The sequence below is a fragment of the Stenotrophomonas maltophilia genome (assembly GCF_039555535.1).
GTDB classification, from domain to species: domain Bacteria; phylum Pseudomonadota; class Gammaproteobacteria; order Xanthomonadales; family Xanthomonadaceae; genus Stenotrophomonas; species Stenotrophomonas maltophilia_Q.
The window spans coordinates 1,121,262-1,145,867 of the sequence record NZ_CP154630.1 but is presented as its reverse complement, the minus strand read 5'-3'; the positions used below and the strand labels follow the sequence as shown (position 1 = coordinate 1,145,867).

The following is a 24,606-nucleotide window of genomic DNA, read 5'->3' as shown; positions in this document are numbered from 1 at the left end:
CGAAAAACAGGCTCGATGGACGTTGATTGCGGCTTACTGTTCCGCAATCATGACTACATGGACTCCATCTCCGCCCTGCTTGCCTTCGTTCGTACCGCCGAGGCCGGCAGCATCGTCGGCGCCGCACGCGTGCTCGGCCTGTCCGCCTCGGCGGTCGGCAAGCGCATCGCCCGCCTTGAACAGGAACTCGGCACCCGCCTGTTCCATCGCACCACCCGCCGCGTGCACCTCACCGACGAAGGCGAACTGCTGCTGCAGCGCTGCCGGCGTGCACTGGACGAGCTTTCCGAAGCACAGGCGGACCTGGCACAGCGCCAGCATGCCCCCAGCGGACTGCTGCGCATCGGCCTGCCCACCATCGGCTACCGCTTCCTGCTGCCGGTGCTGCCCGGCTTCCAGCAACGTTATCCGCAGGTGCAGCTGGAACTGGACTTCAACGACCGGATCGTCGATGTGGTCAGCGAAGGCTTGGATGCAGTGATACGCAGCGGTGAACTGGCCGACTCCAGCCTGACCGCACGGCGGCTGGGCGGCTTCCGTTTCATCCTCTGTGCGGCGCCGGGCTATCTGCAGGCGCACGGCACTCCCGGCGACGTGAGCGATCTGCGCATGCATGCGGCTCTGCGCTTCCGCTACCCGACTACCGGGAAGCTGCATCCCTGGCAGCTGCCGGGGGTGGAAGGCGATGCGGGCGCACGCCTTACGACGGCGATGACCTGCAACAACATGGAAGCCGTGCTGGCCGCCGCCATCGGTTGCATGGGCCTGGCCTGGATGCCTGACTTCCTTGCCGCCGACGCATTAGCCGACGGCCACCTGCAACAGGTGCTGCCCGCGCTGCCCACGCACAAGGGGCAGTTCTCGCTGCTATGGCCCGGTGGACGCCATCCCAGTGCGCGCCTGCGGGTGTTCATCGATTATGCTGCCGCACACCTTTTCCGCGACGCTCCGTCCCCGTTTGTGTTCAGCGGCTGAAACGGCGCGCGCCGGCGACGCAGATCACCGCGACCACGGTCACCAGCACCATGCTGACGCTGACCGCTTCATGCAGCAACAGCGCAGCCAGCGCCAGGCCGAAGAACGGTTGCAGCAGCTGCAGCTGGCCGACCGCGGCGATACCGCCCTGGGCCAGCCCGCGATACCAGAACAGGAACCCGAGCAGCATGCTGAACACCGCCACGTAGCCCAGCGCCCACCACGCGGATGCCCCCACCTCAACGAACGAGGGCGGGCGCGTCAGCACCGTCAGCGGCAGCATCACCGGCAGTGCCAGCAGCAGCGCCCAGCTGATCACTTGCCAGCCGCCGAGATGGCGGGCGAGCCGACCGCCTTCCGCGTAGCCCAGTCCACACACCACGATCGCCGCCAGCATCAGCAGGTCGGCCTGCAACGAGGCCTCAATGCCGTTGCGCGCGGCATAGCCGACCACGCAGGCACTGCCCAGCAGCGAGAACAGCCAGAACGCCGGGCGCGGCCGATCGCCACCGCGCAGTACGCCGAACACCGCAGTACTCAGCGGCAACAGGCCGAGGAACACGATGGTGTGCGCTGATGAGGCGTGGCGCAGGGCAAGCGCGGTCAGCAGCGGGAAGCCGACCACCACGCCAAGGCTGACCACCGCCAACCCGGGCAGGTCGCTGCGTCGCGGAAAGGGTTGGCGCAACAGCAGCAACAGGCCGAGGCCGAGTATGGCGGCGATGGTGGCGCGTGCGGCGGTGACGAACCCGGCGTCCAGCTGCAGCACGGCCAGGCGGGTGGCCGGCAACGAGCCCGCAAAGATGACCACACCGATGAAGCCATTGATCCAACCACTCGCCGACCGTTCCACGCCTGTACTCCTGGGTGCCGGGCGGTGCCCGGCGGGATCTCCATGGAAGCACCTGCGGCCCGCGCTCCCCAGCTACAATCCAGTACAGTTTCAAATAACTGTACTGCCCACACTTCCAGCACACCTTCACCATGACGCGCCCACTTACCCGTATCGAGTCGGTCATCCAGGCCGTCCGCAACCGCATCGGCACGCGTGTGGATGGCGCCGGTTCGCGCCTGCCCTCGGTACGCGCGCAGGCGGCGGCGATGGGCGTGTCGGTCTCCACCGTGGTCGAGGCCTACGAGCGCCTTGCCGCTGAAGGGCTGATCAGCGCGCGTGCCGGTTCCGGCTTCTATGTCAGTGGACCGGCCGCACCGCTTGCCCTGGCCGAGATGGAACCACGCCTGGACCGCGCGGTGGACCCGCTCTGGGTGTCGCGGCAATCGCTGGAAACGCCGCCCGCGCACCTCAAGCCGGGCTGCGGCTGGATGCCCAGCGACTGGCTGTACCACGACGGCATGCGCCGAGGCCTGCGTCGGCTGGCGCGCGGCGATGCTCCCCACCTGGTCGACTACGCCGGCCCGCTCGGCCTTCCACCGTTGCGCCATCTGCTGCAGCGACGTGCAGCTGCGCTGGGCATCGACGCACCGATGGAGCAGATCCTGCTGACCGAATCCGGTACGCACGCGGTCGACCTGATCTGCCGTTTCCTGCTCAAGCCCGGCGACTGCGTGCTGGTGGACGACCCGAGCTACTTCAATTACCACGCCCTGCTGAAGGCGCACCAGGTGCAGGCGGTGGGTGTGCCCTACACGCACACCGGCCCGGATCTTGAAGCATTCGCGCAGGCGTTGCAGGCACATTCGCCGCGGCTGTACATCACCAATTCCGGCCTGCACAACCCAACCGGCGCGGTGCTCGCGGCCAGCACCGCGCACCGCCTGCTGGGCCTGGCCGAACGCAGCGAACTGATCATCATCGAAGACGACATCTTCGCCGATTTCGAACTGCAGCCGGCACCGCGCCTTGCTGCGCTGGACGGGCTTTCGCGGGTGATCCACGTCGGCAGCTTCTCCAAGACGCTGTCGGCGGCATCGCGTTGTGGTTACATCGCCGCGCGCCACGACTGGATTGAAGCGCTGACCGATCTGAAGCTGGCCACCAGCTTCGGCGGCGGCCATCTGGCGATGCAGTTGATGCACATCGCGCTGACCGACAGCGGCTATCGCCGCCACATGCAATCGGTACGCTCGCGCCTGGCCGATGCGCGCCGGAACACACTGCGGAAACTGCACACGCTGGGCATCACCCCGTGGCTGCAGCCGGAAGCCGGCCTGTTCCTCTGGTGCCAGCTCCCCGATGGCCGCGACGCCGCTGCGCTGGCACGGCAATGCCTGCGCGAAGGCATCGTGCTGGCTCCGGGCAATGCCTTCAGCCAATCGCAGCGCGCGGCCGACTATGTGCGCTTCAACGTCTCGCAATGCCAGGACCCACGGATCTGGCAGGTGCTGGCACGCGCGCTGCGTTGAGCTGGTAATGCGCGACCAGCGCATCCACCACCATGCGCACGCCCGGCGACTGGCCGCGACGATGCGGCAGCGGCACGCAATGCCCCTTGCACGCCGCGCTACAGTGGTATGTCCCCCGCAGCAGGAATCCGCGCATGTCTTCGTTCTCCGATCCGCAGGCGGTGGCCCGCTACGCCGAAGGTCCGCTGCGGCAGGTGCCGGGCTTTGTCGCCCTGCAGCAGATGAGCCGCCTGCTGCTGGCCGAACGGGTTCCCGCACAGGGCCGCGTGCTGGTGCTGGGTGCCGGCGGCGGGCTGGAACTGAAGGCCTTTGCCGAAGCGCAACCGGGCTGGCAGCTGCTGGGGGTAGATCCGGCCGCGCCGATGCTCGCCCTGGCCGAGCAGACACTGGGCCCGCTGATGTCGCGCGTGGAGCTGCTGGAAGGCTACATCGACGACGCTCCGGACGTGCGCTTCGACGGCGCCAGCTGCCTGTTGACCCTGCACTTCCTTGATACCACGCAGCGCCTGCACACACTGCGCGAGCTGCACAGGCGCCTGCACCCGGGTGCGCCACTGGTGGTGGCCCACCACAGCGTGCCGCAGGACGCGGCCGGCAAGCTGCGCTGGCTGCAACGCTATGCCGCGTTTGCCGAAGCCTCGGGCGTTGCCCGCGCCGACACACAACGCGCGATCGAGGCGATTGCCGAACGGCTGCCGCTGCTGGCCCCCGAGCAGGAGGTCGCCCTGCTGCAGGAGGCAGGTTTCGACGGCGTGGAGCTGTTCTACGCAGGCTTCAGCTTCAAGGGCTGGGTCGCCTACGCCGGGTGATGCCTACGGCACCACCGTGATGCCGATGCGCTGCATCAACAGCGCCACCTGCTGCACGTCCAGCGTGGCGCCGCGCAGGTTGGTGCTGCGCAGGTCCAGCTCTCCCAGCTCGGAACGGGTCAGGTCGCAGTCGGTGAAGTTGGCGCTGTTCCAGTCGATGCCCTCGAACTGGCCACCGGACAGGTCCGAGCCAGCGAAGCTGGCGCCACTCACATTCGCACCGTCCCAGCGGTTCTCCCACAGCTCGCACTTTTCCAGCGTCACCCGCGAAAAATTGGCGTAGCGCAGGTTCGACTTCTTGATGAAGGCACTGCAGAACCAGCTGCGCGTGGTGATCTGGTTCATGAAGCTGGCGTTGCTGAAATCAGCGCCCTGCGCGCGGCACTCGCTGATTTCCAGGCCCAGCGCCTTGATGAAGCTGAAGTGGCACATGCTGATGTCGCAGCTGCGGAAGCTGGCCTCCTTCAGCGTGGCGCCATTGAAGCGGCAGCCCGCGCGGGTGTCGGCGTCATAGAAGCTGCAGTTGATGAACTCGGTACCGGTCAGGTCGGCGCCGGAAAAATCGCATTCGTGGAACTGCTGGTCGACCACTTTCTGGCCGGTGTACTGGTCCGCGCCGATGCGCAGCCTGCGGTGAACGGTGGGGGACATCGGGAATTCCATGCCAGGGGCCCCGCCATGATGCCGGGCTTCGCAGGCGATCCAAAGGCCCGCGGCCTCAGATCGCCGGCAGGCCCGTCGCCGCCTTGCACCCCCACGCGCCAAATGCACGTTGTTGCACGTTAATGCACGAACATGCAGACTTGCGACATGAGCTCCGATCCCAGCCCCCTCCCCGCCCAGCGCACCCGGCAGATCCTTGAGGAACTGCGCCAGCAGGGCCGCGTGGTGGCCGCCGAACTGGCGCGCCGCTACGCCGTTTCCGAAGATTCGATCCGCCGCGACCTGCGCGAACTCGCCGCCCAGGGCCTGTGCCAGCGCGTCTACGGCGGTGCCGTGCTGCCGCCGCCGAAGGAACGCCCGCTGCGCGAGCGCCTGACCCGCGACCGTGGCGACAAGGCCGAGCTGGCCGCCCGCGTCTGCGCACTGCTGCAGCCCGGCCAGGTGGTGCTGCTTGATGCGGGCTCGACCAACCTGGCCATTGCCCAGCAGCTGCCCGCCGCCCTCGGGCTGACGGTGATCACCAATGCCCCGCAGATCGCCACCGCCGCCAGCCTGCATGAAGGCACCTCCGCGCAGCTGATCGGCGGCCGCCTGGCCGGCGGTGGCGGTGCAGTCGGCGCCGAGGCATTGGCCCAGGTGCAGCGCCTGCGTGCCGACGTGTACCTGCCCGGCCCGTGCGCGGTGGACGGCGACACCGGCGTGTGGGCGATGGATGCCGAGGAAGCTACGCTCAAACGCGCGATGGTGGCCTGCAGCAGCCGCATCATCGTCGCCGCCACCACGGAGAAGCTCGGTGCCCGCGGCCACTGGCAGATCGCCAGCCTGGACGAGATCGACGATCTGGTGCTCACCACATCGGCACCGCCCGCGCTGGCCGCGCGTTTCCACGCCGCCGGCATCGCGGTACACCCCACTCCGCCCTGAGCGCATCTCCAATGTCCCTCGCCAACCGCGCGCGTGCCGAACAGCACGCGACCCGCGCTGCATTCTTCATTCCCGGCTTCGCCACCGCGCTGTGGGCCACGCTGGTGCCGTTCGCCAAGGCACGCACCGACATCAACGACGCCACATTGGGCCTGGTGCTGCTCTGCCTCGGAGCGGGTTCGCTGCTGGCAATGCCCTTGTCCGGCGTGCTGGCCGCGCGCCTGGGCTGCCGCCGGGTGATGGTGGCCAGCAGCCTGCTGATCTGCCTGACCGTTCCCGGCCTGGAATTGGCCAGCTCGGCGTGGGCGCTGGGCCTGGTGTTGTTCGTGTTTGGTGCCGCCGTGGGTGCGATGGACTGCACGATGAACGTACAGGCGGTGATCGTCGAGCGCGAGGCGCGTCGCGTGATGATGTCCGGCTTCCACGCTTTCTTCAGCATCGGCGGCTTCCTCGGCGCGGCCACCATGACCGTGCTGATGTCAGCGCAGCTGCCACCGCTGGCGTCGGTACTGATCGGCGTCGGCGCCATGCTGCTGGTGATGCTGCTGTCAGCGGGGTACTGGCACAGCGAACGCATGCCCCATGACACCCCGATGCTGGCCATGCCCCATGGCATCGTGCTGTTCATTGGCGTACTGGCCTTCGTCGCCTTCCTGGGTGAAGGCGCGATGCTGGACTGGAGCGCGGTGTTCCTCAGTGATGTACGCCGCGTCGATGCCAGCCTGGCGGGCATCGGCTATGTGACCTTCACCCTGACCATGACCGTCGCCCGTCTGTTCGGCGATGCACTGGTCTCGCGCGTGGGACGCCAACGCGCGATCGTGTTCGGTGCACTGCTCGCTGCCAGCGGCGTGCTGGTGCTGACCCTGGTCACGCCGTGGCAGATATCGTTGGCCGGATACGTGCTGGTCGGCCTCGGCTGCGCCAACATCGCGCCGGCGCTGTTCTCGCTGGCCGGCCATCAGAACCGCATGCCCGGTGCGCTGGCGATCACCGCCGTTTCCACGCTGGGCTTTGCCGGCATCCTCGCCGGCCCGGCACTGATCGGCTTTGCCGCCAATCATTTCGGTCTGATTGCTGCGTTCATCGGCGTGGCCATGGCCTTGCTGCTGGTGGCGGTGTCCACCCGTTGGCTGCGGATGTAGTTTGCGACATCAGCGTCGCCGGCGCCGCAGCTTCATCCGCAACCGGCGGTAGCCAATCACTACGGCCGTCGCGCACAACGCCGTACCCGCAACGCTCAACAACAGCAGAACAGCCAATCGGGCGCTATCGAAGCGCAGCATCGCCGGCAGGTCCCAGCTGTGCAGGAAGTAGAACAGCCAGCGCCCGACACGCTCCCGATGTCCCATCGTCAGCAGTGGATCGCCGGTGGCCAGGTCGAGATAGACGCGCGTCGCCTCTGCATCACCGAAGTCCGCCACCGCCACCGGGAAGCGGCGTACGGCTGCACCGTTCATCGCTTCAGGTGAGCGCGGATAGAAGTACGCGTCCGGCGCCTGCTGGACCGCGAATCCCTGCATCGGCGCATCAGACATGGCGCGCACCTTCTGCTGCAGCCAATCCGCAGGCAGTTTCCGCAAGACCTGCAGTTCTCCATCTGCGCTGGACACGATGCGGGTATCACCCCGCCCATCCAGCAACACTGCGAACAGTTCGCCGCCGATGCGCCGCCACTGGACCTCCACTGGCCTGAAGTTCCGGGCACCCGCCGCCGCCAGCAGTGCTGCAGGCTCACCCAGCATTCCATCCACGGCTGCCGCGCCGCCACGATAGCGTTCACTGTCGATCGCCTCGCGCGTGCTGCTGAAGACGCCCAAAGGGTTCATCGACATCAGTCCGCTGAAGATCCAGGTGAACACGAATGCCGCTGCCACCAGCCCGATCAGGTGGTGCCAACGCATCCACGGCTCGACATACGGCGTCTTCGCGCCAGTGCGGTAGTGCCCACGGAAGCGCCAGCGCCACACACCCACCACGATGCCGCTGATTGCCGCCACCGTGCACAACGCTGAAAGCACGATCACCACCCACGTCCACACCGGATCGACCGACTGCATGCGCAGGAAGTACAGCCAGTGCAGCCACGCACCCACGTAATTCCAGCGCTGCTGCACGCGCGGCGCGTCCAGCACCACTTCGCCGGTGTGCGAGGACACATACACATCCCCCGGCTGCGCGCCGCCCACCTCGACCCGGTACAGTGGCCGATGCGCATCCAGCGCGCGCGAATGGGTCCAGCGGTCCTCATCCACGCGCATCGCCCCAACGAAGGCCTGCCCACCGGCGAACTGCGCGGCCGACGCTTCGGCGCGCTGGGCGGAAACCGGCAGCAGCGCCTGGCCGGTCCGTACCGACCACGCACCGACGTTGCTGCCGCTGCGCACTACATACGCCGCTTCACCGCCCACCGTGGTCAGGGCCACGGCTTCCGGTTCGGCCTGTACAGCATCCGGCAGCGCCGACAGTCCTCGCCAATCCCCTGCGTCACCCAGCACCGGCAACGCTGCCAGCCGCTCGCCGGGCGTCAACTTCGGGTAGCCGATGAACAGCATCACCATGCCGCTGATGAACCACAGCAGCATCAACAGGCATCCGCCGATGCCCAGCCAGCGGTGCACCAGATAGGTCCAGCGCTTGGCAGTGGAACGCAACGACATGGCCAGTGCCCTCAGAACCGATGGTCGACGGTGAACTCGACGCGCCGATCCGGTCCCAGCAGCCATTGGGTACTGGTGTAGTACGCCGTGGCGTAGTACGCCTTGTCGAACACATTGAACAGGCGCGCCGACAACCGCGTGCGCGGTGACGCCTGCCAGGTCAGCGCCAGGTCGGTGGTGCTGTAGCCGGGCAGTTCCAGGGTGTTGGCATTGTCGGCGTAGCGCTTGCCGACGTAACGCACGCCTGCGGCCGCGCTCCAGTCGGGCAGGAACTGCCAGCTCACCCACACATTGGCCAGGCGCTCAGCCACGTTCGGCGGCACATTGCCATCGCGCGGGACCAGTACTGCCGGCGAACCGGTGGTTTCCAGGAAGTCCTCGAACCCGGCCTTCAGCACCGTGGCATTGGCATCGAGCGACCACCGCGGCGCGAAGGCCCAGTTCAACGATGCCTCGATGCCGCGCGAGGTCTGCGCGCCCACCTGTACCCGGCGATCCGGCACCAGCGGGTCGCGGCTGAGCAAGCCGGTCTTGCGGATGCGATAGGCCGCCAGGGTCCACTCGCCACCGTCAAACGCCTGCTTCAGGCCCACCTCGACCTGCCGTCCCTTGGCGAGGTCGAAAGCACCGTTGGCCGGGCTGATCATCAGCAGGCCGCTGACCGGGTCCGCCGCCTGCGAGTACTGCGCGTAGAGGCTCAACGTCGGGCGCAGCGCGAACACCGTGCCTGCGCGCCAGCCGGTGCTGCTGTAGGTCTTCGAGAATGCGCTCTGGCCGCTGATCAGATAGGTGCGTTCGATGCGTGCGCGGTCATGGCGCAGCCCACCCAGCACCGACCAACGCTCGCTCAACGTCAGGTGGTCTTCCACGAACAGCGCGTACTGCTCGGCACCATTGCGATAGCGCGGCAGGTTCGGCGCATCGCTGGCGAACTGCCCCGGCACCGGATGGAACGGATCGACCGGGCCGGAGCTGCCGGCGTAGGTGTTGTTGGTGTGCTTGAAGTGCGCACGGTTGGCGTCCAGGCCTACGGCAAAATTGTTCTGCAGCCCCCCCACACTGCCCTGCACGCGCAGCGTCGAGGTCAGGCCGGTCTGGTCCTGGTTGTGGGTGATCTGGGTATTGCCCGAACGATCGATCAACCCGGTTCGCGGGTTGTAGACATAGGCCTCGGCATTGCGCCAGTCGCGCTGGCTGTCGATCTGGTAGACGCGCGTGCGCCATTCCACGTTCGCATTCGGTGTCCACAGCGCATCGAGTTGCGTCCAGCGGTCACGAAAGCGGATGTCACTGTCTTCCACGTTGTAGTTGCGGTGGCGCAGTGCGTCCAACTGTCGGCCATCCACCAGGGGCGTACCGAAGTAGCGCATCGGCTTCTGGTGGCCCTGCGCATGGGTCAGGGTCAGCTTCAGGTCCGTGCGTGGCTGCCACAGCAGTGCGCCGGAGAAGGTGGCATCACTGCTTCGCCCGCGATCAACCCAGCCACCGCTGTAGTTGCCGCTCACGTCCACGCGGTAGGCCAGCTCTGGCGTCAGCGCGCCGCCACTGCCGAAGCCCAGGCGTGCGGTGTCCTCGCTGCCCACGGTCACGCTGATCTCGTTCTCGATGGCACCGCGCGTCGGCTTCTTCGGCACGATGTTGATGACCCCGCCGATGGCACCATCGCCATGGATGACCGAGGCCGGACCCCGCAGCACTTCGATGCGCTCGATGGACCAGGTATCGAACGGGAACGTGATGCCCACGCCGCCGTACTGGCGCAGCCCATCGTACAGGCGCATCACTGAAGCGCCGTCGGTGAAGCCACGGCTGGACAGCGCACTCAGGCCATTGCCCGGGTGCGGCATCGCACTGATCGCACCGGCGCGGCTGATCGCATCGTTGAGGTTGGTGTCGCCGCGCTGTTCCAGCTGCGCGCGCGAAATCACCGTCAGGCTGGCCGGTATCTGCAGCACGCTCAGGCCCAACGCAGAGCCTGCGCTGGCGGTGGATGACAGCTCGCCGCTGCGGGTGTCGATCACGCGTACGGTATCCAGCGTGGTCGGTGGTGCCGCATCGGCGGCAAGTACGGAGGCGCTGTGCAGGAGCAACGCGCACGTCACAGGCAGCGTCGCCCGGCGCAGGCGCGCGGAGTTGGGGTTCGTTTTCATTTGTTCACGGCATGCAAGGCCACCCCGCAGTGGCGGGGCAGCAATCAGAAAGGGACAGACACGCGCGTGCGGGCGCCGGCCGTGGCCGGCAACCTCATGGAAGGCGATCAATGCACTGCGCGTGTGGCTCAGGCAGCCATGAAGGCCGGTGGCCCGCGCGCTCCCAATGTGCCGCTGACCCGCTGTGGCAACGCCTGCACTGCACCCCGCAACGCATGGCATATCGATACCACCGGTGCCAGCAGCAGCAATGCCGCCACCAGCAGGGTGATCAGCCGTGCGGCGATCAGGCAGTAGTCGCAGTCCACGCCCATCTCATGCTCGGCGTGTGGATCGACGGCCGGCTTCGTTGCGGCCTCGCCCTGCTGTATCGCCATCGCGTGGTGCCCGTGATGGCCCTCCATCGCATGCTGCGCATGCTGGGAATGATCCATCGCCGCCATCGGCACAGCCGCTGCAACGTGACCATGCGCCAGCCAGCGGCTCACCAGCGGGGCAAGCAGCACCAGCAGCATGGCCAGCCATGCCAGGGCCTGGAACCGGCGGTGGAGGACAGAACGACGCACCCAGCCATTCTACGGGCCTGCGACCAACCTTGGACCACGTTCAGGGTTGCCCTGCCGCCGGTGCGACGTTATGACGCAGCCTCCAGCGCAGGGGATCGTCCACTGCCCGAGGGGGACGGAAGGCAGCCTGGCCGGCCCCTTCCGTCCCCGCACCGGATGACTAGAACCGCGCCGGCTGCTGCACCGCGCGCTCCAGGAACATGACACCCGCCTGCAGGCTGTTGCGGGCGTTCTCCAACCAGCGCTCCGGATCGGCTACCGCGAATCGCTCCTGTGCATCCACATCACCCGAGTCGGCCAGATCAGCCAGCTGCAGATGGATGTGGTTCTCCACCAGGCTCACCAGCACGGCGAGCTCGGCCGATAAACCGGCGATGCGTTCGGTGAAGCCAGCGTCGTTGCTGTTCAGAGACATGTCCCCTGTTCCTATGCGTTGCGGTGTTGATGGATGGCTTCGAAACGCTCGGCACAGGCAGGCCCACAGAACAGCCTTGCCGGATCGTTGTCGAAGTCTTCGCTGCAGTCCGGGTTGTGGCATTCCCCCATGGGAGTGAGAGGGGCAACGTTGCTGGCCCGCGTTGCGTGCTGGGCCAGGGCGCGTTGCAGGTGGCGCGCTTCCATTTCCTGCGCTTCGTCGATGGTGTCCGTCATGCGGGTTGTATTTTATCGAGGGGTGGTCGCACCGATTGAGAACGTCGCAACGACCGTCAACGACGCGGATTCCGCGGCGGATCGGCGTTCGTGGTTGCAGTGGATTTCAAACATGCAGGCTCCTTGTGCACGGGCGCCCGAAGGCGCGGTGGAGAGAAACGAAGGGCCGTCGCTGACGGCGATCGCATCATCCGAAAACCGGTTCTCGCCAACTGCGACGCATCGGCACGATCACAGCAATCTGCAAACGCCATCGCAGATCCAACGTGTACTGGTCGGCTTGGTCGCGACCGGGGATGAAAGGGGTTGTAAGGTGTTGCAAAAGAAGCCCCATTCCGACACCATGAACGTGTCACCACCACCCATCACGTCCTGACCACGCCGCATCGGTCCGCCGCCGCGTGACCTGCACAAGCCAGGCACTGCACAGCACGTTGGCCGCCATCGGCCGCCGTGGACCGATCCACGTTCCCAGGGGCTCCGTCGAATGCACACACCGCATCCCACGCAGGACATCGTTCCCGCGTTCCTGCAGGCCATGCACGCGCACGGCATCGTGCCGGACGCGCGCGGCCGCGACGCGCTCAACGCCGATGGCACGCTGGTGCGTTTCCATGTGGAAGGCGACCGTCGTGGCACGCGCAACGGGTGGGCCGTGTTGTTTGGAGACCACGTGCCGGCCGGCGAGTTCGGCAGCTGGCGGACCGGCACCCGCCATGCCTGGTGCGCGAAATCGCCGACCGCGTTGAGCGCCGCCGAGCAGCGCGCCATCCGGCAACGCCAGGAAGCGGCCCGCAGCGAGCGCGAACGGCATCAGCGCGAGCGCGAGGACGCCGCCGCCAAGGCCGCCAACGTGCTGTGGAACCGTGCCATTCCCGCCGACGTCCAGCACCCCTATCTGGTACGCAAGGGCATCCACGCACATGGCCTGCGCGTGGCGCCGTGGCCGGTGCGCAACAGCGATGGCCTGGTCTTCCGCCATATCGACAATGCCTTGCTGGTGCCGGTGATGAACAGCGCGGGCCGTATCGTCTCGTTGCAGGCGATCTTTCCCCGCGTGGATCCAGCACTTGGCCGCGACAAGGACTTCCTTTCCGGTGGCCGCAAGCAGGGCTGCTTCCATGTCATCGGCAAGCCGTCCCCTGGCCAACCGATCGCCATTGCAGAGGGCTATGCCACCGCCGCATCCATCCACCAGGCCACGGGCTGGTGCGTAGTGGTGGCCTGGGATGCAGGCAACCTTGGCGCGGTCGCCCGGGCCTGGCGCGGCGCCATGCCGGACGCATCGTTCGTGCTGTGTGCCGACAACGATCAATGGACGCGGCAGCCGCTGGACAACCCGGGCGTCACCCTGGCCACGCAGGCTGCCGCGGACATCGATGCCCGCGTGGCCTGGCCCGAGTTCGCCGCGCTGCATGGCGACGATGACCGTCCTACCGACTTCAACGAGCTGCACCTGCGTGAAGGGCTGGACGCCGTGCGTACCCAGCTGTTGCCTCCCGCACCGCCCGCAGCAGGCGACGACGTGGCGCCGGACGATGCGCCGTCATCGGCCAGCGCGCGTTACCAGGTGCCTGGCAACCTGTCCGCATTCGATGCCTTCACCCCGTTTCCCGACACCAGCGCGCGCGGGCGGCCGTTGCCAACGGCCCGCAACCTGGCCGAGCTGTGCCGTCGTACCGGTGTGACCGTGCGCTACAACGTCATCCGCAAGGACCTGGAAATCCTGGTCCCGGGGCTGCACACGACCGTGGACAACGCCAAGGAAGTCGCGGCGGGCGAAGTGATGGATTGCATGCACCGCGCCGGCATGGCCACCGCCAGCTTCGAGACCAACCTGTGCCAGGTGGCCGAAGCCAATCCCTACAACCCGGTCGCAAGCTGGATCACCTCACGGCCGTGGGATGGCCAGTCCCGCCTGCAGGCGTTCTTCGACACCGTGCAGGAAGCCCAGCCCACGCGCATGGCCGACGGCCGCGTGCTGAAGGAGGTCCTGATGAGGCGCTGGCTGATCTCCGGCGTGGCGGCCGCCTTTGAGCCCGATGGCGTGGTCGCGCGCGGCGTACTGACGTTCGTCTCGAAGCAGAACCTGGGCAAGACGCGCTGGGCACGGCAGCTGGCGCCGGCCGAGCTGCAGCTGATCGCCGATGGCGTGGTGCTCGATCCGGCCAACAAGGACAGCGTCAAGCAGGTCATCTCCAAGTGGATCGTCGAACTGGGCGAGGTCGATGCCACCTTCCGCCGTACCGATATCGCGGCGCTGAAATCATTCATCTCGCGCAGCCATGACGAGATCCGCCGCCCCTACGCGCGCACCGAATCCCGCTACGCACGGCGCACCATCCTGTTTGCCAGTGTCAACGACGAACGCTTCCTGCGCGATGCCACCGGCAACACCCGCTGGTGGACCGTGCACGCCGTGGCGCTGGGCGAACCGGCACGGATCGACATGCAGCAGGTCTGGGCAGAGGCCCATGCGCTGTACTGCAGCGGCGAGACCTGGCACCTGACTGCCGAGGAACTGGATGCGCTGAATGCCACCAACAGCGAACACGAACCCATCTCGCCGATCGCCGAACTGATCGATCGCCATTTCGACTGGTCGCTCCCTGCCGAACACTGGAGCGCGCATTACCGCGCCACCGAGATCGTCATCGCGGTGGGCATCGACAAGCCCAACCGTCGCGAGGTGAACGAGGCCGCCGCCTACGTGGTCAAACGCCATGGCGTACGCACCCGCGTGGTGGGCAAGGAGCGGGCCAAGGTCTGGCTGATGCCAGAGCGCAGACGCACTCTCGCCGAGCATGCGGCAGGCCCGTTCTAGATGCCACGCCTGCATGATGGTCGCGACGTTGACAGCAGCAGCGACGACTGGCGCCTGCACTGCGAAGCACGCCGCCTGCTGCAACTGGACGGCTACCGGCGCATGGGCAACGACGGGCGCTGGACGGCGGTCAGTCCGCGCAGACATCGCCAGCAGTATCTCGAGGGTGTCCTGGCCGCACGCGGCGCGGTTGAGCGTGAGCGCCTGGCCGTGGCGGCATTGCGACTGTGGATCGCACGCCAGCCAGATCGACCAGGTCATGATGCAAGTAGATGAAAGGTGTTGACTTGAGCCGTCTGCAAAGGCAAGATGCCTGTATCGGCCCGCCACCTTCAAGGAGCGCTTCCGCCATGCCCCGTCCCCGACTGCATGCCTTCGAAGGTGAGCAGCTGACCGTGCAGCAGATCCACCAGCGGGTACCCGTGCTGTCCGAGCGGACCATCCGCGACCACCTTGCGGCCGGCCGCCGTACGCGCACTGCCATGTTGTGTTTTGACCCGATAGCGGCCGCGTCCCGGGGGGGGCGCATCACCCAGCGCATCCTGCGCGCACGCAGCCTCGCCGGTCGTGATTCCTGACCCGCCAGCACCTGCAGCATTCTTCCAGGAGTAGATTCCGCATGATTCCCGCCTCCCTCGACAGCGGTCATCGCATGATTGCCGACACACTGGCCGCGTTCCGTGCCGGCCCTGCACTGGGCAGCATCGCCCTGCGGCCGGCGCCGCACGCACGTGTACCGCTCTACATCGGCATCGCCGGCAGCAAGCGCTCGGGCAAGGACACACTCGCCAATGGGCTGGCATCGGCGTTGGCGCTGCCACGCGACAGCTTCGCGGCCCCATTGCGCCAGTTCGTCGCCTCCCTCCTCGGGCTCTCCCTGCATGAACTGGACCGCCGCAAGGAGGACGCCATCGATTGGCTGGCCGAACTCACCCCGCGCCAGCTGATGCAGACCGCCGGTACCGAATGGGGACGTGACCGCGTCCATCCCGAACTGTGGGTACGCTCGCTGTTCGCACGCCTGCCCGAGGGCGGGCTGGTACCCGACGTCCGATTCGCCAATGAGGCGCGCGCGATCCGGCGCCGCGGTGGTGTCGTGATCCGCGTCAACCGCCCGGGCCATTGCAGCAATGACCCTCATGCCAGCGAGCAGCCGCTGCCGCATGAACTGGTCGATATCGAAGTCGACAACGACGGCACCCCGGCCGATCTGGTCCGCAGATCGCTGGACCAGCTGCTGTCGCGCGGCCTGATCTGAGCCGGAATCGGGGTCGGCTGTGCGGCCCCGTCCGCTGAACCCACCGCAGGCCACGACCCATCATCGGCGAAAATGATGTAAGGTCATCCCCCATCACCGACGGCACCTGTCGTCACCCTGCATCCCCAACCCATTTCGCAAAGAGGAAACGCCATGGAGGTCGAACAGTTCACGTCGACGCGCCTGAAGGCCATCGAGTTGTTCAAGTCCCAGCCCAAGGGCAGCAAGGACAACGTGAGCCTGGATGCGATCTTCATCTCGCTGTGCACGCTGGCCACTGCCCAGGCCGATGCTGGCAGCACCCGGCAGTCGCGCACCGTGGCCCGCCCGGGCAGCCAGCAGCCGCCTGCGCCATGGTTCGTCGAAACCCTCGCGGCCCTGAAGGGCAAGGGCGAGTCGATCACCGTTGCGCGCTTCCTGATGTTCGCCAACCGCTTCCCGGTCAAGCGCATGGACCAGGTCAACGCGGCACGCTGGCTGCGCGACGCCGGGTACATCCCCCGCAAGACCGGCGGCAACCTGGTATTCGATCTTTGATCCAGCGCCTCCTGCAGTCCTGAAGCCCCGGCATCGTCCGGGGCTTTTTTTTGCGGCCAGTACACGGCGGATGAGGCCATGTGGCGGGTGGCCGTCCTCACCCTGTACCTGCCCGTTCCCCTTGATCTGCCTCCGTTCCTGCCAGGTGAGGACAACGAGTACGGATGTACAGGAAAACAGCAGCGGCCAGTGCAGGCGGATGCAGCGCACTGCAAGCAGGCGGGGCGTGATCCTCACCCGTCCTCGCGCACGGCTGAACGCCTTCAGCGCGCCGACATCAAAGTAGATGAAAGGTGTTGACTGACCGGACGGGATGGCAACAGTGGAGATCAATGCCACTGAAGACATCCTCCATGAACGCCCTGCCCGACAGCATCCAGACCCTGGCCGAGGTCATCGGCGAATCCGCAGCCCTCACGCTGGTGCGTGCGTGGCCGCCGACCACCTCCAGCACCACCGGCCGTCACCGTGTCATTGTCTACGTCCCCTCCACCCTGCCCGACCAGCATCGGCTGATCGACATCCTTGGCCACGACGTCGCCCAGCGGCTGGTCGCGCACTTCGGCGGCGAACTGTTGTTCCTGGCGTCCTGCTTCGCTGCCGGCGCGCACGAACGCCGTGAACAGATCGCCCGCGCGGTCGCCAGCGGCATGCCACGCGACCATGTCGCGCGTGAGTTCGGCGTCTCCCAGACCACCATCAAGCGTGCCCTGCGCGGTGCGCGCAGTGCGCCGCCACCGGCCGTGCACCCGGCCCTGCTCAAGGGGTACGCACGCGCATGAACGAGAGCGACCTGCTGGCCGGCGTGCCAGACTGGGCCAAGTACCTGGGCGGGACCTCGGGCGTGCTGATCGCGGTGTCGTTGTGGCTGCGCCAGTGGCTGTCGTCGGCCAAGGTCGACCGCACCGCCGATGAAGCCACCAGCAACACCCTGCGCACGCTGCAGGAACAACTCGCGGCCGAACGTACACGCGCCGATGGACTGATGCACGAACGCGAGGCAATGGCCCAGGAGATCGGACAGCTGCGTGGTGAGGTCAGTGCCCTGCGTGCGCAGATCACCCAGCAGAGCGTACAGATAGACGCCCTGCTGGCCCTGGTTCGCAGGCAACCGGGAGCGGCCGCATGACCGTCGCCGCCGCCAGCGCCCTCGGTGGCACCAACGTCGCTGCGTTCCTGGACATGCTGGCCGTGTCCGAAGGCACCGACATTCCGGGCCAGCGCTCACGTGACCGCGGCTACGACGTCATCGTCGGCGGCCAGCTGTTCACCGACTACCGCGACCATCCCCGCGTGCTGGTGTCGCTGCCGCGCTATGGCATCAAGTCCAGCGCCGCCGGCCGCTACCAGTTCCTGCGCAGCACCTGGGACGACCTGCGCTCACGCCTGGGCCTGCCCGACTTCGGGCCGGTCTCGCAGGACCGTGCAGCAGTCGCCCTGCTGAAGCAGTGCGGTGCCTACGAGCTGATCCGGCTGGGACGCTTCGATGCCGCCGTTACCGCGGCACGGCGCATCTGGGCGTCGCTGCCAGGCGCCGGCTACGGGCAGAAGGAGCACGCACTGGAAACACTGCGCGCGGCCTACCGGGCCGCCGGTGGAGCCCTGCAGTGACGCCCGGGACCCTGAGGCTGGGCATCGGACTGCTGGTCCTTGCCGGCAGCCACGCGAGCTGCGCCTGGCTGGGATGGACCCTGCGCGGCCGCAGCGCGGACCTTGCCGCTGCCACCACCCGGGCGGCACAGCAGGCGGCCCGCACCGATGCAGCCCAGCGCGCGCACCAGCAGGCCCTGGACAACAGCGCCGCAGGCGCGCAGGCCGAATCACAACGCGTGGCCCAGCAGGCCCGCCGCACCGAACAATTCAACACCCTGCAACGGGACATCGAGACCCATGCCAAGACTCCTGGTCGTGATCGCGGCGACGCTGACGCTGAGTTCGTGCGCATCTGGCGCGAGGCCAACGCCGGCCACGCCCTGCCGCGCTGATCTCAGCATCGCACCGGCCCAGCTGCTTCCCCCTTCCCGCCTGCCAGACCTGCACGCGGCCAGCGATGACGCGCTGCTGCGCAATCACGTTGCCGTCGCACAGCAGTACCACGCGCTGGCCGACCAGCTGAGTGCGCTGCTGTGCAGCCTCGGCAACCAGCACGGCATCACCATCAATGGCGCCGTGCCGGCAGCACCTGCCCACTGCGACAGCAGCGCCACTCCCGCGCGCTGAGCCTGCCGGACACGGCCACGCCTGCAATGCCACCCCACAGCGGTGATGGCAACACTGGCTGCTGACCGCGCGCATTGCAGCGCTACGCCCTTCCTCCCCTCTCTGCATGAGCTGACATGGCGAACGATCCCTTCCCTCCCACGCTCGATCCGCTGATTGCCGCGATCGAAGCCGCGATCCGCGCACGCTTTCCCGGGTTTGCAAGCGTCGAGTTCCATCGCGATGCCAGCGCTGAGGGGATGCCCCTGCCGGCCTGCCTTCTGGCGATGACCCGCTGTGATCGCAGCCGTGACAACAATGATGGCAGTGGCCTGCTGCAGGCCACGCTGCGTTTCGAAGCCCGCATCGCGCTGCCGGCAACCGACGCAAGCACAGCGCTGCAGCTGCGCAATGCGGCCCTCGCCCTGGCGACCTGGCTGCACCAGCTCGGCCGCTTTCCCGGCGTTGCCAGCGGCGCGATCGATGTGATCGCGGCGTCGCCCGAAGACCCAGCGGCAGCACAGCCGGGCCTGCGCACCTGGATCGTTGAGTGGTCGCTGCCGGTCGCGCTGGGCGACAACCCGTGGGACGACGCCGGTGGCGTGGTGCCGCAGGCGTCCTACAGCTTCGCGCCGGAGATCGGTCGCGCCCATGAGTCCCGCTACCAGCTGTTGCCGGAGCGCGCACGATGAGCGCCGAACACGCGCGGCTGATCGGCAACCTGCTGATGATCGGCGTGGTGCGCGAACTCGACGAGGCAAACGGGCGCGTTCGCGTCGATGCCGACGGCATGCTTACCGACTGGATTCCCTGGCTGGAGCGCCGCGCGGGGCCGGGCATGCGCAGCTGGTGCGCCCCCGAACCAGGCGAGCAGGTCGTGCTGGCGTGCCCCTATGGCGACCCCGGCCAGGCGCTGGTACTCGGCAGCCTGTATCAGGACCGCTTTCCGCCACCCGCCGACTCGCGCCTGCGGCAGCGCACCGAGTTCGCCGACGGCAGCACCGTCGAGTACGACCAGGAAACCACCACGCTGAGCGTTAACGTCGGCAGCGGCAAGGTCATCGTCACCTGTGCAAGCGCGCAGGTGATCGCCAGCGAATCGATCGTGCTCGACACGCCCTCGATCAAGGCGAGCGGCGATCTGGATGTCAGCGGCGCGATCAGCGCCGGCAAGGACATCAGCACACCCGGCGAGATCAAGGCCGGTGCCATCGGCCTGAAGGCACACAAGCACACCGCCCAGGGCCCAACCGCCCCGACCACGCCGGCCCAGGCCTGAACGGCCACGCCTGCAATGCCCTGAAAACCCGCACTCCACGACGATAGAGGCCATGCGAGGAATCAACGCCAACACCGGCAAATCACTGGATGGGCTCGCCCATCTCCACCAGTCCGTGCGTGACATTCTCACCACGCCCCTTGGCTCCCGCGTACTGCGCCGCGAATACGGTTCACGCGTGTTTGAACTGATCGATGCGCCGACCAACCGCTCGCTGCGCATGGACCTGATCGCGGCCACCGTCGACGCACTCGCGCGATGGGAACCGCGTCTCCACGTCGAGAACGTCGACGTCTCCCTCCCCGCCCCCGGCATGATGATCCTGGCAGTGACCGGGATCCACCTGCCGGACGGCGAGGCCATCACCATCGAAGGAATCGAGGTTCGCTAACCGTGGCATCCGGCTCGTTCACCAGTGTCAATCTGTCCCAGCTGCCTGCCCCGGCGGTCATCGAAGTGCTCGATTTCGAAGCCATGTTCGATGAATCGCTGACCGCACTGCAGGCTCTGGATCCCACTTTCGACGCGCTGCTGCCGTCGGACCCGGCCTTCAAGATCCTGGAGGTCTGCACCTACCTGCGCCTGCTCGATCGCCAGCGTGTCAACGACGCCGCGCGTGGCGTGATGCTGGCCTATGCCGGTGGCAGCGACCTGGACCACCTTGCCGCCATCTTCGGCATCGCCCGCCAGGTGCTCGACCCGGGCAAACCGCAGGAAGGCATTCCACCGCGATATGAGAGCGATGAGGACTTCCGCCGCCGCATCCAGCTGGGTCCGGAAGGCTTCAGCGTAGCGGGGCCGGAGGGCGCCTATGTGTTCCATGCGCTGAGCGCGGACCCACGCGTGCTCGACGCCAGTGCGACCAGTCCCGCCCCCGGCGAAGTGGTGGTCTCGGTGCTGTCGCGCGAAGCGGATGGAACCGCCACCCAGGGCCTGCTCGACATCGTCGAAGCGAAGCTGAGCGCGGATGACGTGCGACCGCTGACCGACCACGTGCTGGTGAAGCCGGCCACGATCGTCAACTATACGGTCGACGCCACGCTGTTCACCTTTGCCGGCCCGGATTCGCAGGTCGTGCTTGCCGAAGCGCGCACCCGCCTGGACCGCTACATCAGCGAGTCACACCGTCTCGGCCGCGACGTCACCCGTTCGGGGTTGTTCGCCGCATTGCATGCCGAGGGCGTGCAGCGCGTGGAAATCGTCCATCCAGCTGCAGATGTGGTGGTGGACCGGACCCAGGCCACGCACTGCACCGGCGTGACCCTGACCCACGGCGGCACCGATGAATGAGCCGAGCACGCGCCTGATCAACGCGCGCCTGCGCGGCGCGATCGATGGCCGCAACCGCACCTTCCGCCACCCCGGCGGCGCGCTGGCGAGCCTGCAGTCGGTATTCCGCACCGATGCGCAGGGGCGGCAGCTGCTGCAGGGCAGCGTCATCGAGGGCAGCAGGGTCACCCTGGCCGCTGCACCGGCGCCCGGAGAGGTCATCGATGGTGACGCCCAGGTGGTGGTGCCCTCGGCGGCGAACCTGCTTCCCGCCAACGCCACCCACGCCGAGCGCGCGCTTGCCCGCGCCATCGTTGCACGTCCGTTGCCGGTGGACATCACCGCGCTGTGGGATGCCGACCGCTGCCCGACCGCACTGCTGCCCTGGCTGGCCTGGGCGCTGTCGCTGGACGAATGGAAAGCCTACTGGCCCGAAGCGGTGAAGCGCGCCCGGGTGCGTACGGCCATCGCCATCCAGCGACGCAAGGGCACCGCCGGCAGCGTGCGCGACGTGGTGGCCGCCTTCGGCGGCTCGGTGCTGATCCGCGAGTGGTGGCAGTTGCAGCCCAGGGGCGCGCCGCACACCTTCGAAGCGGTGATGACCATCGCCAACCAGGATGGCCAGTCCGCCACGGCGATGTTCGTCGAGGACGTCATCGGCGAAATCACCCGGACCAAGCCGGTGCGCTCGCATTTCACCTTTACCCAGGGCATGCAGGCCGACGCCGCCGTCGGCGCACTGGCAGCCGCCCACGCCACGGCCTTCCGCCGCCTTCAACTGATCGGAGAGTAACCCCCGCATGCGCCTGAAAATCACCGATGCCGGCTTCGCCAAGCTGGTCAATCCGCCGAACACCGGCACCAACGCCGTCCTGATCACCCAGATCGGCCTGACCTCGACCGCCTTCGTGCCTTCAGCCGGGCTCACCGCGCTGCCCGGCGAGATCAAGCGCGTGGCCACCTTCGGCGGCCAGGCCGTGGGCGATGACACCGTGCACGTCACCATCCGCGACGACAGCGCCACCTCCTACACGCTGCGCGGTTTCGGCCTGTACCTGGCCGACGGCACCCTGTTTGCCAGCTACGGCCAGGCCGATCCGATCATGGAGAAGTCGGCCGCATCGATGCTGCTGCTGGCCACCGATACCCGCTTCAGCGGGATCGACACAACGCAGATCCAGTTCGGCGACGCCGGCTTCCTCTATCCACCGGCCACCACCGAGGTGGTCGGCGTGGTCGAGCTGGCCACCAGCACTGAAGCCGAAGATGCCACCGACACCCAGCGCGCGGTGACCCCGCGCGGCCTGCGCGCCTACACCGACAAGCGCTTCGGCGCCAGCGCCCCGACCGCGCTGGCGAAGACGCTGCTGTCTGCGGCGAACACCACCGCGGCGCGCACTGCCCTGGAACTGAAGAGCGCCGCGCTGAAGGACACCGGGCATGGCAACGGCCTGGACGCCGACACCCTGGACGGCAAGCACGCCTCCGAGTTCGCCCTGGCCGGTGACTTCGCCACCGTGGGCCACAAGCATGTGATTGCCGATGTGACCGGACTGCAGCCGGCGCTGGATGGCAAGGCATCCAGGGGCGGCAACACGTTCACCGACCAGCAGTTCATCAGCGGCACGTATCCCTTGATGGGCTTCGGTGCCGCTGGTGCCGAGCAGTCCTTCATTGGCGGCTGGGGAAATTCCAGCCTGTGGCGCGTATGGAGCGCCGATCGCAGTGCCAGTAGTGAGATCACCATCAAGCATGGCGACACGCCGCGCTGGAACGGCTCGCCGATGTGGCATGCCGGGAACTTCGCGCCTGACACGAAGATGGACAAGAGTGGCGGGACGTTCACCGGACACGTCGGCGTGAATGGAAACTCGCTTCGTTCCTATGGATGGAATGGTGTGCCCAACGATGGCGTTATTGTGTTGGGTGATGCGAACTCCTACATCTTCAAAAATGGCTCGAACTTCACTTTCGCAAACTCAGCGGGTGGGTTCACCTCCACACTCAGTACTGGTGGATCCATCTGGACGAGTGGGAACTTTGATCCCGCAAGCAAAATAAACAGGACCGGCGACACTGTGACCGGTTCACTGCGCGTCAACGCGTATCTGTACACCCAGGCAGCCACAGGACACAACTTGATCAGATTCATCAGCAATGGAGCCGGAACCACCGTGCTCCAGTCAGTGAATCCGGCCGAGAATGCCTTTGCACCACTTGAGCTGCGCGGCTCCACTGTTTCTGTGATTGGACCCGCCTCCTTCAATGAAACCGTAACCACGGTAGGCTCGCTCATCAGTGCTGGTGGCTGCGTTCGAACAAACGCAGGCACCGATGTACTTGCCGGCTACGTTGCGTTCCATCGTGCGGATGGAACACGTATGGGATACGTAGGCTGGGGGGATGGAAATCGGATCCAGTACTCTGCGGAGAATGGATTCACCGGTCATGCCTTCATCGGTAGTGTATCTGCCACAGGCGGATACGACTTCGGCTCCTCACGAAAGTTGAAGAACATCGAGGGCGTACTTCCCTACGGTCTGGCTGCTGTAGAGAAAATGGAACTGGCCGCCGGCCACTACAAGCCTGAGTACAACGACGACGGTCGTCGCCGCCTGTTCTTCGTCGCCGAGCAGCTGGCCGAGCTGGTGCCGGAAGCAGTCGACCTGGAAGGTGTCGAGTTCCAGGGTGAACGCGTGGCGTCGGTCAAGCTCGACCAGCTGCTGCCGGTCATGGCCAAGGCCATCCAGGAACTGGCCGCCGAAGTGCGCGCACTGAAAGCGGAGCGCTGATATGCCCAGCGGATATCGCTCTTCCGGTATCGACTTTGACGACCTGTTCGATCCGTACGTCGAAGGTCCGCAGGCACAGGACTCGAGCCGCCGTATCGGCGGCACCGACCTGAGCCGCCGCTACGCCCACATCCAGTACGGCAGCAAACGTGCCGACGTAGGCCATCGCATCAACGGCATGGACGTATCCAACCTGTGGGCGGCCCGGGGCACCGCAAGCTACCGGCTGCCCTTCCACGGCAAGGACTACTCAGCCGGCAATGGCGCCAAAACAAACTCATTCGGCGATGTCACGGCGTCGGTGCAGATCAGCCTGCTGTCCGACGGCAACTTCACCGTCCACAGCAACAGTTACGGCGGTGGCAACGATGCCACCGCCCAGGTGGATTCCGGTCGCTGGGCACCGGCGGGTGCCAATCCCGGCCAGTACGAAGTGCAGTTCACGGCCAGCAACACAGGGGCTGCTTCGTTCAGCACAAGCGCACCGTCGTTCTCCTCACTTGCGACATCGCGCTCGGCAACCGTATCCATCAGCATTCCTGCGGCATCTTCCATGTACGAGAGCGTCACGGTTGAGATAGCCGTTCATCTCCGTCGTTCCGGCAGCCCCGCTCAGGTTTCAACCGTATACGCCAACGTCGCTGTCTCGGGCTGGTACTGATTGCACATCGGGCCACCGCTGCAAT

Annotated in this window: 30 protein-coding genes; 23 read left to right on the top strand and 7 right to left on the bottom strand. The window is 66.9% G+C overall.

The features are described 5' to 3' along the window. The first annotated feature begins 57 nt into the window (after positions 1 to 57). Entirely contained in the window at positions 58 to 975 is a 918-nt protein-coding gene (locus AASM09_RS05280) for a LysR substrate-binding domain-containing protein (protein WP_049430141.1), read from the top strand. On the opposite strand, the gene AASM09_RS05275 is transcribed toward AASM09_RS05280, so the two are convergent. Then, positions 965 to 1,828, bottom strand: a complete 864-nt coding sequence (locus AASM09_RS05275; protein ID WP_049430142.1) for a DMT family transporter — start codon at positions 1,826 to 1,828, stop codon at positions 965 to 967. The two genes, AASM09_RS05280 and AASM09_RS05275, sit on opposite strands and share 11 nt — an antisense overlap. Positions 1,829 to 1,959: 131 nt before the next feature. Between AASM09_RS05275 and AASM09_RS05270 the strand changes: the two genes are divergently transcribed. Further along, positions 1,960 to 3,339, top strand: a complete 1,380-nt coding sequence (locus tag AASM09_RS05270; protein WP_049430143.1) for a PLP-dependent aminotransferase family protein — start codon at positions 1,960 to 1,962, stop codon at positions 3,337 to 3,339. A gap of 134 nt (positions 3,340 to 3,473) precedes the next feature. Then, entirely contained in the window at positions 3,474 to 4,148 is a 675-nt protein-coding gene (locus tag AASM09_RS05265; RefSeq protein WP_049430144.1) for a class I SAM-dependent methyltransferase, read from the top strand. 3 nt (positions 4,149 to 4,151) lie between these two features. On the opposite strand, the gene smqnr is transcribed toward AASM09_RS05265, so the two are convergent. After that, on the bottom strand, positions 4,152 to 4,799 hold the full coding sequence (smqnr, locus tag AASM09_RS05260) for a SmQnr family pentapeptide repeat protein (RefSeq protein ID WP_049430145.1): 648 nt from the start codon (positions 4,797 to 4,799) through the stop codon (positions 4,152 to 4,154). A 159-nt stretch (positions 4,800 to 4,958) separates the two neighbouring features. On the opposite strand from smqnr, the gene AASM09_RS05255 reads away from it, so the two are divergent. Continuing rightward, positions 4,959 to 5,735 (top strand): DeoR/GlpR family DNA-binding transcription regulator, encoded by a 777-nt coding sequence (locus tag AASM09_RS05255; protein WP_049430146.1) that lies wholly within the window; start codon positions 4,959 to 4,961, stop codon positions 5,733 to 5,735. 11 nt (positions 5,736 to 5,746) lie between these two features. Continuing rightward, positions 5,747 to 6,880 (top strand): MFS transporter, encoded by a 1,134-nt coding sequence (locus AASM09_RS05250; protein WP_049430147.1) that lies wholly within the window; start codon positions 5,747 to 5,749, stop codon positions 6,878 to 6,880. 9 nt (positions 6,881 to 6,889) lie between these two features. Here AASM09_RS05250 and AASM09_RS05245 read toward each other — a convergent pair whose 3' ends face one another. From AASM09_RS05245 to AASM09_RS05225, 5 genes are all read right to left on the bottom strand, one after another. Continuing rightward, complete coding sequence (locus AASM09_RS05245; protein ID WP_049430148.1) at positions 6,890 to 8,395, bottom strand: PepSY-associated TM helix domain-containing protein; 1,506 nt, start codon at positions 8,393 to 8,395, stop codon at positions 6,890 to 6,892. An 11-nt stretch (positions 8,396 to 8,406) separates the two neighbouring features. Next, positions 8,407 to 10,545: a TonB-dependent receptor gene (locus tag AASM09_RS05240; RefSeq protein WP_049430149.1), complete on the bottom strand. Its 2,139-nt coding sequence runs from the start codon at positions 10,543 to 10,545 to the stop codon at positions 8,407 to 8,409. 128 nt (positions 10,546 to 10,673) lie between these two features. Then, the gene (locus AASM09_RS05235) at positions 10,674 to 11,060 is read right to left on the bottom strand and encodes a DUF2946 family protein (RefSeq protein WP_049430150.1); all 387 of its coding nucleotides are present in this window, start codon (positions 11,058 to 11,060) and stop codon (positions 10,674 to 10,676) included. Between the two features lie 211 nt (positions 11,061 to 11,271). Next, positions 11,272 to 11,526 (bottom strand): hypothetical protein, encoded by a 255-nt coding sequence (locus AASM09_RS05230; protein WP_005408345.1) that lies wholly within the window; start codon positions 11,524 to 11,526, stop codon positions 11,272 to 11,274. Positions 11,527 to 11,537: 11 nt separating this feature from the next. Beyond that, positions 11,538 to 11,762, bottom strand: a complete 225-nt coding sequence (locus tag AASM09_RS05225) for a hypothetical protein (protein ID WP_005408344.1) — start codon at positions 11,760 to 11,762, stop codon at positions 11,538 to 11,540. Between AASM09_RS05225 and AASM09_RS05220 the strand changes: the two genes are divergently transcribed. The 18 genes from AASM09_RS05220 (at position 11,761) to AASM09_RS05135 (ending at position 24,581) form a co-directional block, all read left to right on the top strand. Continuing rightward, entirely contained in the window at positions 11,761 to 12,138 is a 378-nt protein-coding gene (locus AASM09_RS05220) for a hypothetical protein (protein ID WP_152906593.1), read from the top strand. The genes AASM09_RS05225 and AASM09_RS05220 overlap by 2 nt on opposite strands. 111 nt (positions 12,139 to 12,249) lie before the next feature. Next, a complete protein-coding gene (locus AASM09_RS05215; RefSeq protein WP_049430151.1) occupies positions 12,250 to 14,586 on the top strand; it encodes a VapE domain-containing protein in 2,337 nt (778 codons plus the stop codon). Continuing rightward, on the top strand, positions 14,587 to 14,862 hold the full coding sequence (locus AASM09_RS05210; RefSeq protein ID WP_049430152.1) for a DUF7696 family protein: 276 nt from the start codon (positions 14,587 to 14,589) through the stop codon (positions 14,860 to 14,862). Between the two features lie 74 nt (positions 14,863 to 14,936). Next, positions 14,937 to 15,164 (top strand): hypothetical protein, encoded by a 228-nt coding sequence (locus AASM09_RS05205; RefSeq protein WP_049430153.1) that lies wholly within the window; start codon positions 14,937 to 14,939, stop codon positions 15,162 to 15,164. A gap of 41 nt (positions 15,165 to 15,205) precedes the next feature. Beyond that, a complete protein-coding gene (locus AASM09_RS05200; protein WP_049430154.1) occupies positions 15,206 to 15,844 on the top strand; it encodes a hypothetical protein in 639 nt (212 codons plus the stop codon). 153 nt (positions 15,845 to 15,997) lie between these two features. Next, positions 15,998 to 16,381, top strand: a complete 384-nt coding sequence (locus tag AASM09_RS05195) for a hypothetical protein (RefSeq protein ID WP_049430156.1) — start codon at positions 15,998 to 16,000, stop codon at positions 16,379 to 16,381. A 353-nt stretch (positions 16,382 to 16,734) separates the two neighbouring features. Continuing rightward, positions 16,735 to 17,163 carry a helix-turn-helix domain-containing protein gene (locus AASM09_RS05190; RefSeq protein ID WP_238378677.1) on the top strand — a complete coding sequence of 143 codons (429 nt, stop codon included), beginning with the start codon at positions 16,735 to 16,737 and terminating at the stop codon, positions 17,161 to 17,163. After that, the gene (locus AASM09_RS05185; protein WP_049430158.1) at positions 17,160 to 17,510 is read left to right on the top strand and encodes a hypothetical protein; all 351 of its coding nucleotides are present in this window, start codon (positions 17,160 to 17,162) and stop codon (positions 17,508 to 17,510) included. The genes AASM09_RS05190 and AASM09_RS05185 overlap by 4 nt, the downstream gene beginning before the upstream one ends. Then, positions 17,507 to 17,992, top strand: coding sequence for a glycoside hydrolase family 24 protein (locus AASM09_RS05180; protein WP_049430159.1), 486 nt, complete (start codon positions 17,507 to 17,509; stop codon positions 17,990 to 17,992). Before AASM09_RS05185 ends, AASM09_RS05180 begins: the two co-directional genes overlap by 4 nt. After that, positions 17,989 to 18,366, top strand: coding sequence for a hypothetical protein (locus tag AASM09_RS05175; protein WP_049430160.1), 378 nt, complete (start codon positions 17,989 to 17,991; stop codon positions 18,364 to 18,366). The genes AASM09_RS05180 and AASM09_RS05175 overlap by 4 nt, the downstream gene beginning before the upstream one ends. After that, positions 18,272 to 18,601, top strand: a complete 330-nt coding sequence (locus AASM09_RS05170) for a hypothetical protein (RefSeq protein WP_157805964.1) — start codon at positions 18,272 to 18,274, stop codon at positions 18,599 to 18,601. The genes AASM09_RS05175 and AASM09_RS05170 overlap by 95 nt, the downstream gene beginning before the upstream one ends. Before the next feature lie 116 nt (positions 18,602 to 18,717). Then, positions 18,718 to 19,272 carry a hypothetical protein gene (locus AASM09_RS05165; RefSeq protein ID WP_049430162.1) on the top strand — a complete coding sequence of 185 codons (555 nt, stop codon included), beginning with the start codon at positions 18,718 to 18,720 and terminating at the stop codon, positions 19,270 to 19,272. Further along, positions 19,269 to 19,859 carry a phage baseplate assembly protein V gene (locus AASM09_RS05160; RefSeq protein WP_049430163.1) on the top strand — a complete coding sequence of 197 codons (591 nt, stop codon included), beginning with the start codon at positions 19,269 to 19,271 and terminating at the stop codon, positions 19,857 to 19,859. The genes AASM09_RS05165 and AASM09_RS05160 overlap by 4 nt, the downstream gene beginning before the upstream one ends. 52 nt (positions 19,860 to 19,911) lie before the next feature. Next, positions 19,912 to 20,250, top strand: coding sequence for a GPW/gp25 family protein (locus tag AASM09_RS05155; protein WP_049430164.1), 339 nt, complete (start codon positions 19,912 to 19,914; stop codon positions 20,248 to 20,250). A 2-nt stretch (positions 20,251 to 20,252) separates the two neighbouring features. Continuing rightward, positions 20,253 to 21,149, top strand: coding sequence for a baseplate assembly protein (locus AASM09_RS05150; protein ID WP_049430165.1), 897 nt, complete (start codon positions 20,253 to 20,255; stop codon positions 21,147 to 21,149). 223 nt (positions 21,150 to 21,372) lie between these two features. Then, positions 21,373 to 21,921, top strand: coding sequence for a phage tail protein I (locus AASM09_RS05145; RefSeq protein WP_238378719.1), 549 nt, complete (start codon positions 21,373 to 21,375; stop codon positions 21,919 to 21,921). Positions 21,922 to 21,928: 7 nt separating this feature from the next. Continuing rightward, positions 21,929 to 23,920 carry a tail fiber domain-containing protein gene (locus tag AASM09_RS05140; protein ID WP_343368840.1) on the top strand — a complete coding sequence of 664 codons (1,992 nt, stop codon included), beginning with the start codon at positions 21,929 to 21,931 and terminating at the stop codon, positions 23,918 to 23,920. A 1-nt stretch (position 23,921) separates the two neighbouring features. Continuing rightward, entirely contained in the window at positions 23,922 to 24,581 is a 660-nt protein-coding gene (locus AASM09_RS05135; protein WP_049430168.1) for a hypothetical protein, read from the top strand. Positions 24,582 to 24,606 lie beyond the last annotated feature (25 nt).

What these genes read in the sequence shown, in the direction of transcription:
- AASM09_RS05250 (WP_049430147.1), top strand. Translation starts at nt 5,747, where the DNA reads ATGTCCCTCGCCAACCGCGCGCGTGCCGAACAGCACGCGACCCGCGCT.
- smqnr (WP_049430145.1), bottom strand. Translation starts at nt 4,799, where the DNA reads ATGTCCCCCACCGTTCACCGCAGGCTGCGCATCGGCGCGGACCAGTAC.
- AASM09_RS05155 (WP_049430164.1), top strand. Translation starts at nt 19,912, where the DNA reads ATGCGAGGAATCAACGCCAACACCGGCAAATCACTGGATGGGCTCGCC.
- AASM09_RS05225 (WP_005408344.1), bottom strand. Translation starts at nt 11,762, where the DNA reads ATGACGGACACCATCGACGAAGCGCAGGAAATGGAAGCGCGCCACCTG.
- AASM09_RS05165 (WP_049430162.1), top strand. Translation starts at nt 18,718, where the DNA reads ATGGCGAACGATCCCTTCCCTCCCACGCTCGATCCGCTGATTGCCGCG.
- AASM09_RS05195 (WP_049430156.1), top strand. Translation starts at nt 15,998, where the DNA reads ATGGAGGTCGAACAGTTCACGTCGACGCGCCTGAAGGCCATCGAGTTG.
- AASM09_RS05240 (WP_049430149.1), bottom strand. Translation starts at nt 10,545, where the DNA reads ATGAAAACGAACCCCAACTCCGCGCGCCTGCGCCGGGCGACGCTGCCT.
- AASM09_RS05205 (WP_049430153.1), top strand. Translation starts at nt 14,937, where the DNA reads ATGCCCCGTCCCCGACTGCATGCCTTCGAAGGTGAGCAGCTGACCGTG.
- AASM09_RS05280 (WP_049430141.1), top strand. Translation starts at nt 58, where the DNA reads ATGGACTCCATCTCCGCCCTGCTTGCCTTCGTTCGTACCGCCGAGGCC.
- AASM09_RS05200 (WP_049430154.1), top strand. Translation starts at nt 15,206, where the DNA reads ATGATTCCCGCCTCCCTCGACAGCGGTCATCGCATGATTGCCGACACA.
- AASM09_RS05180 (WP_049430159.1), top strand. Translation starts at nt 17,507, where the DNA reads ATGACCGTCGCCGCCGCCAGCGCCCTCGGTGGCACCAACGTCGCTGCG.
- AASM09_RS05220 (WP_152906593.1), top strand. Translation starts at nt 11,761, where the DNA reads ATGCGGGTTGTATTTTATCGAGGGGTGGTCGCACCGATTGAGAACGTC.
- AASM09_RS05245 (WP_049430148.1), bottom strand. Translation starts at nt 8,395, where the DNA reads ATGTCGTTGCGTTCCACTGCCAAGCGCTGGACCTATCTGGTGCACCGC.
- AASM09_RS05160 (WP_049430163.1), top strand. Translation starts at nt 19,269, where the DNA reads ATGAGCGCCGAACACGCGCGGCTGATCGGCAACCTGCTGATGATCGGC.
- AASM09_RS05185 (WP_049430158.1), top strand. Translation starts at nt 17,160, where the DNA reads ATGAACGAGAGCGACCTGCTGGCCGGCGTGCCAGACTGGGCCAAGTAC.
- AASM09_RS05170 (WP_157805964.1), top strand. Translation starts at nt 18,272, where the DNA reads ATGCCAAGACTCCTGGTCGTGATCGCGGCGACGCTGACGCTGAGTTCG.
- AASM09_RS05140 (WP_343368840.1), top strand. Translation starts at nt 21,929, where the DNA reads ATGCGCCTGAAAATCACCGATGCCGGCTTCGCCAAGCTGGTCAATCCG.
- AASM09_RS05270 (WP_049430143.1), top strand. Translation starts at nt 1,960, where the DNA reads ATGACGCGCCCACTTACCCGTATCGAGTCGGTCATCCAGGCCGTCCGC.
- AASM09_RS05255 (WP_049430146.1), top strand. Translation starts at nt 4,959, where the DNA reads ATGAGCTCCGATCCCAGCCCCCTCCCCGCCCAGCGCACCCGGCAGATC.
- AASM09_RS05190 (WP_238378677.1), top strand. Translation starts at nt 16,735, where the DNA reads ATGAACGCCCTGCCCGACAGCATCCAGACCCTGGCCGAGGTCATCGGC.
- AASM09_RS05230 (WP_005408345.1), bottom strand. Translation starts at nt 11,526, where the DNA reads ATGTCTCTGAACAGCAACGACGCTGGCTTCACCGAACGCATCGCCGGT.
- AASM09_RS05215 (WP_049430151.1), top strand. Translation starts at nt 12,250, where the DNA reads ATGCACACACCGCATCCCACGCAGGACATCGTTCCCGCGTTCCTGCAG.
- AASM09_RS05235 (WP_049430150.1), bottom strand. Translation starts at nt 11,060, where the DNA reads ATGCTGCTGGTGCTGCTTGCCCCGCTGGTGAGCCGCTGGCTGGCGCAT.
- AASM09_RS05210 (WP_049430152.1), top strand. Translation starts at nt 14,587, where the DNA reads ATGCCACGCCTGCATGATGGTCGCGACGTTGACAGCAGCAGCGACGAC.
- AASM09_RS05135 (WP_049430168.1), top strand. Translation starts at nt 23,922, where the DNA reads ATGCCCAGCGGATATCGCTCTTCCGGTATCGACTTTGACGACCTGTTC.
- AASM09_RS05265 (WP_049430144.1), top strand. Translation starts at nt 3,474, where the DNA reads ATGTCTTCGTTCTCCGATCCGCAGGCGGTGGCCCGCTACGCCGAAGGT.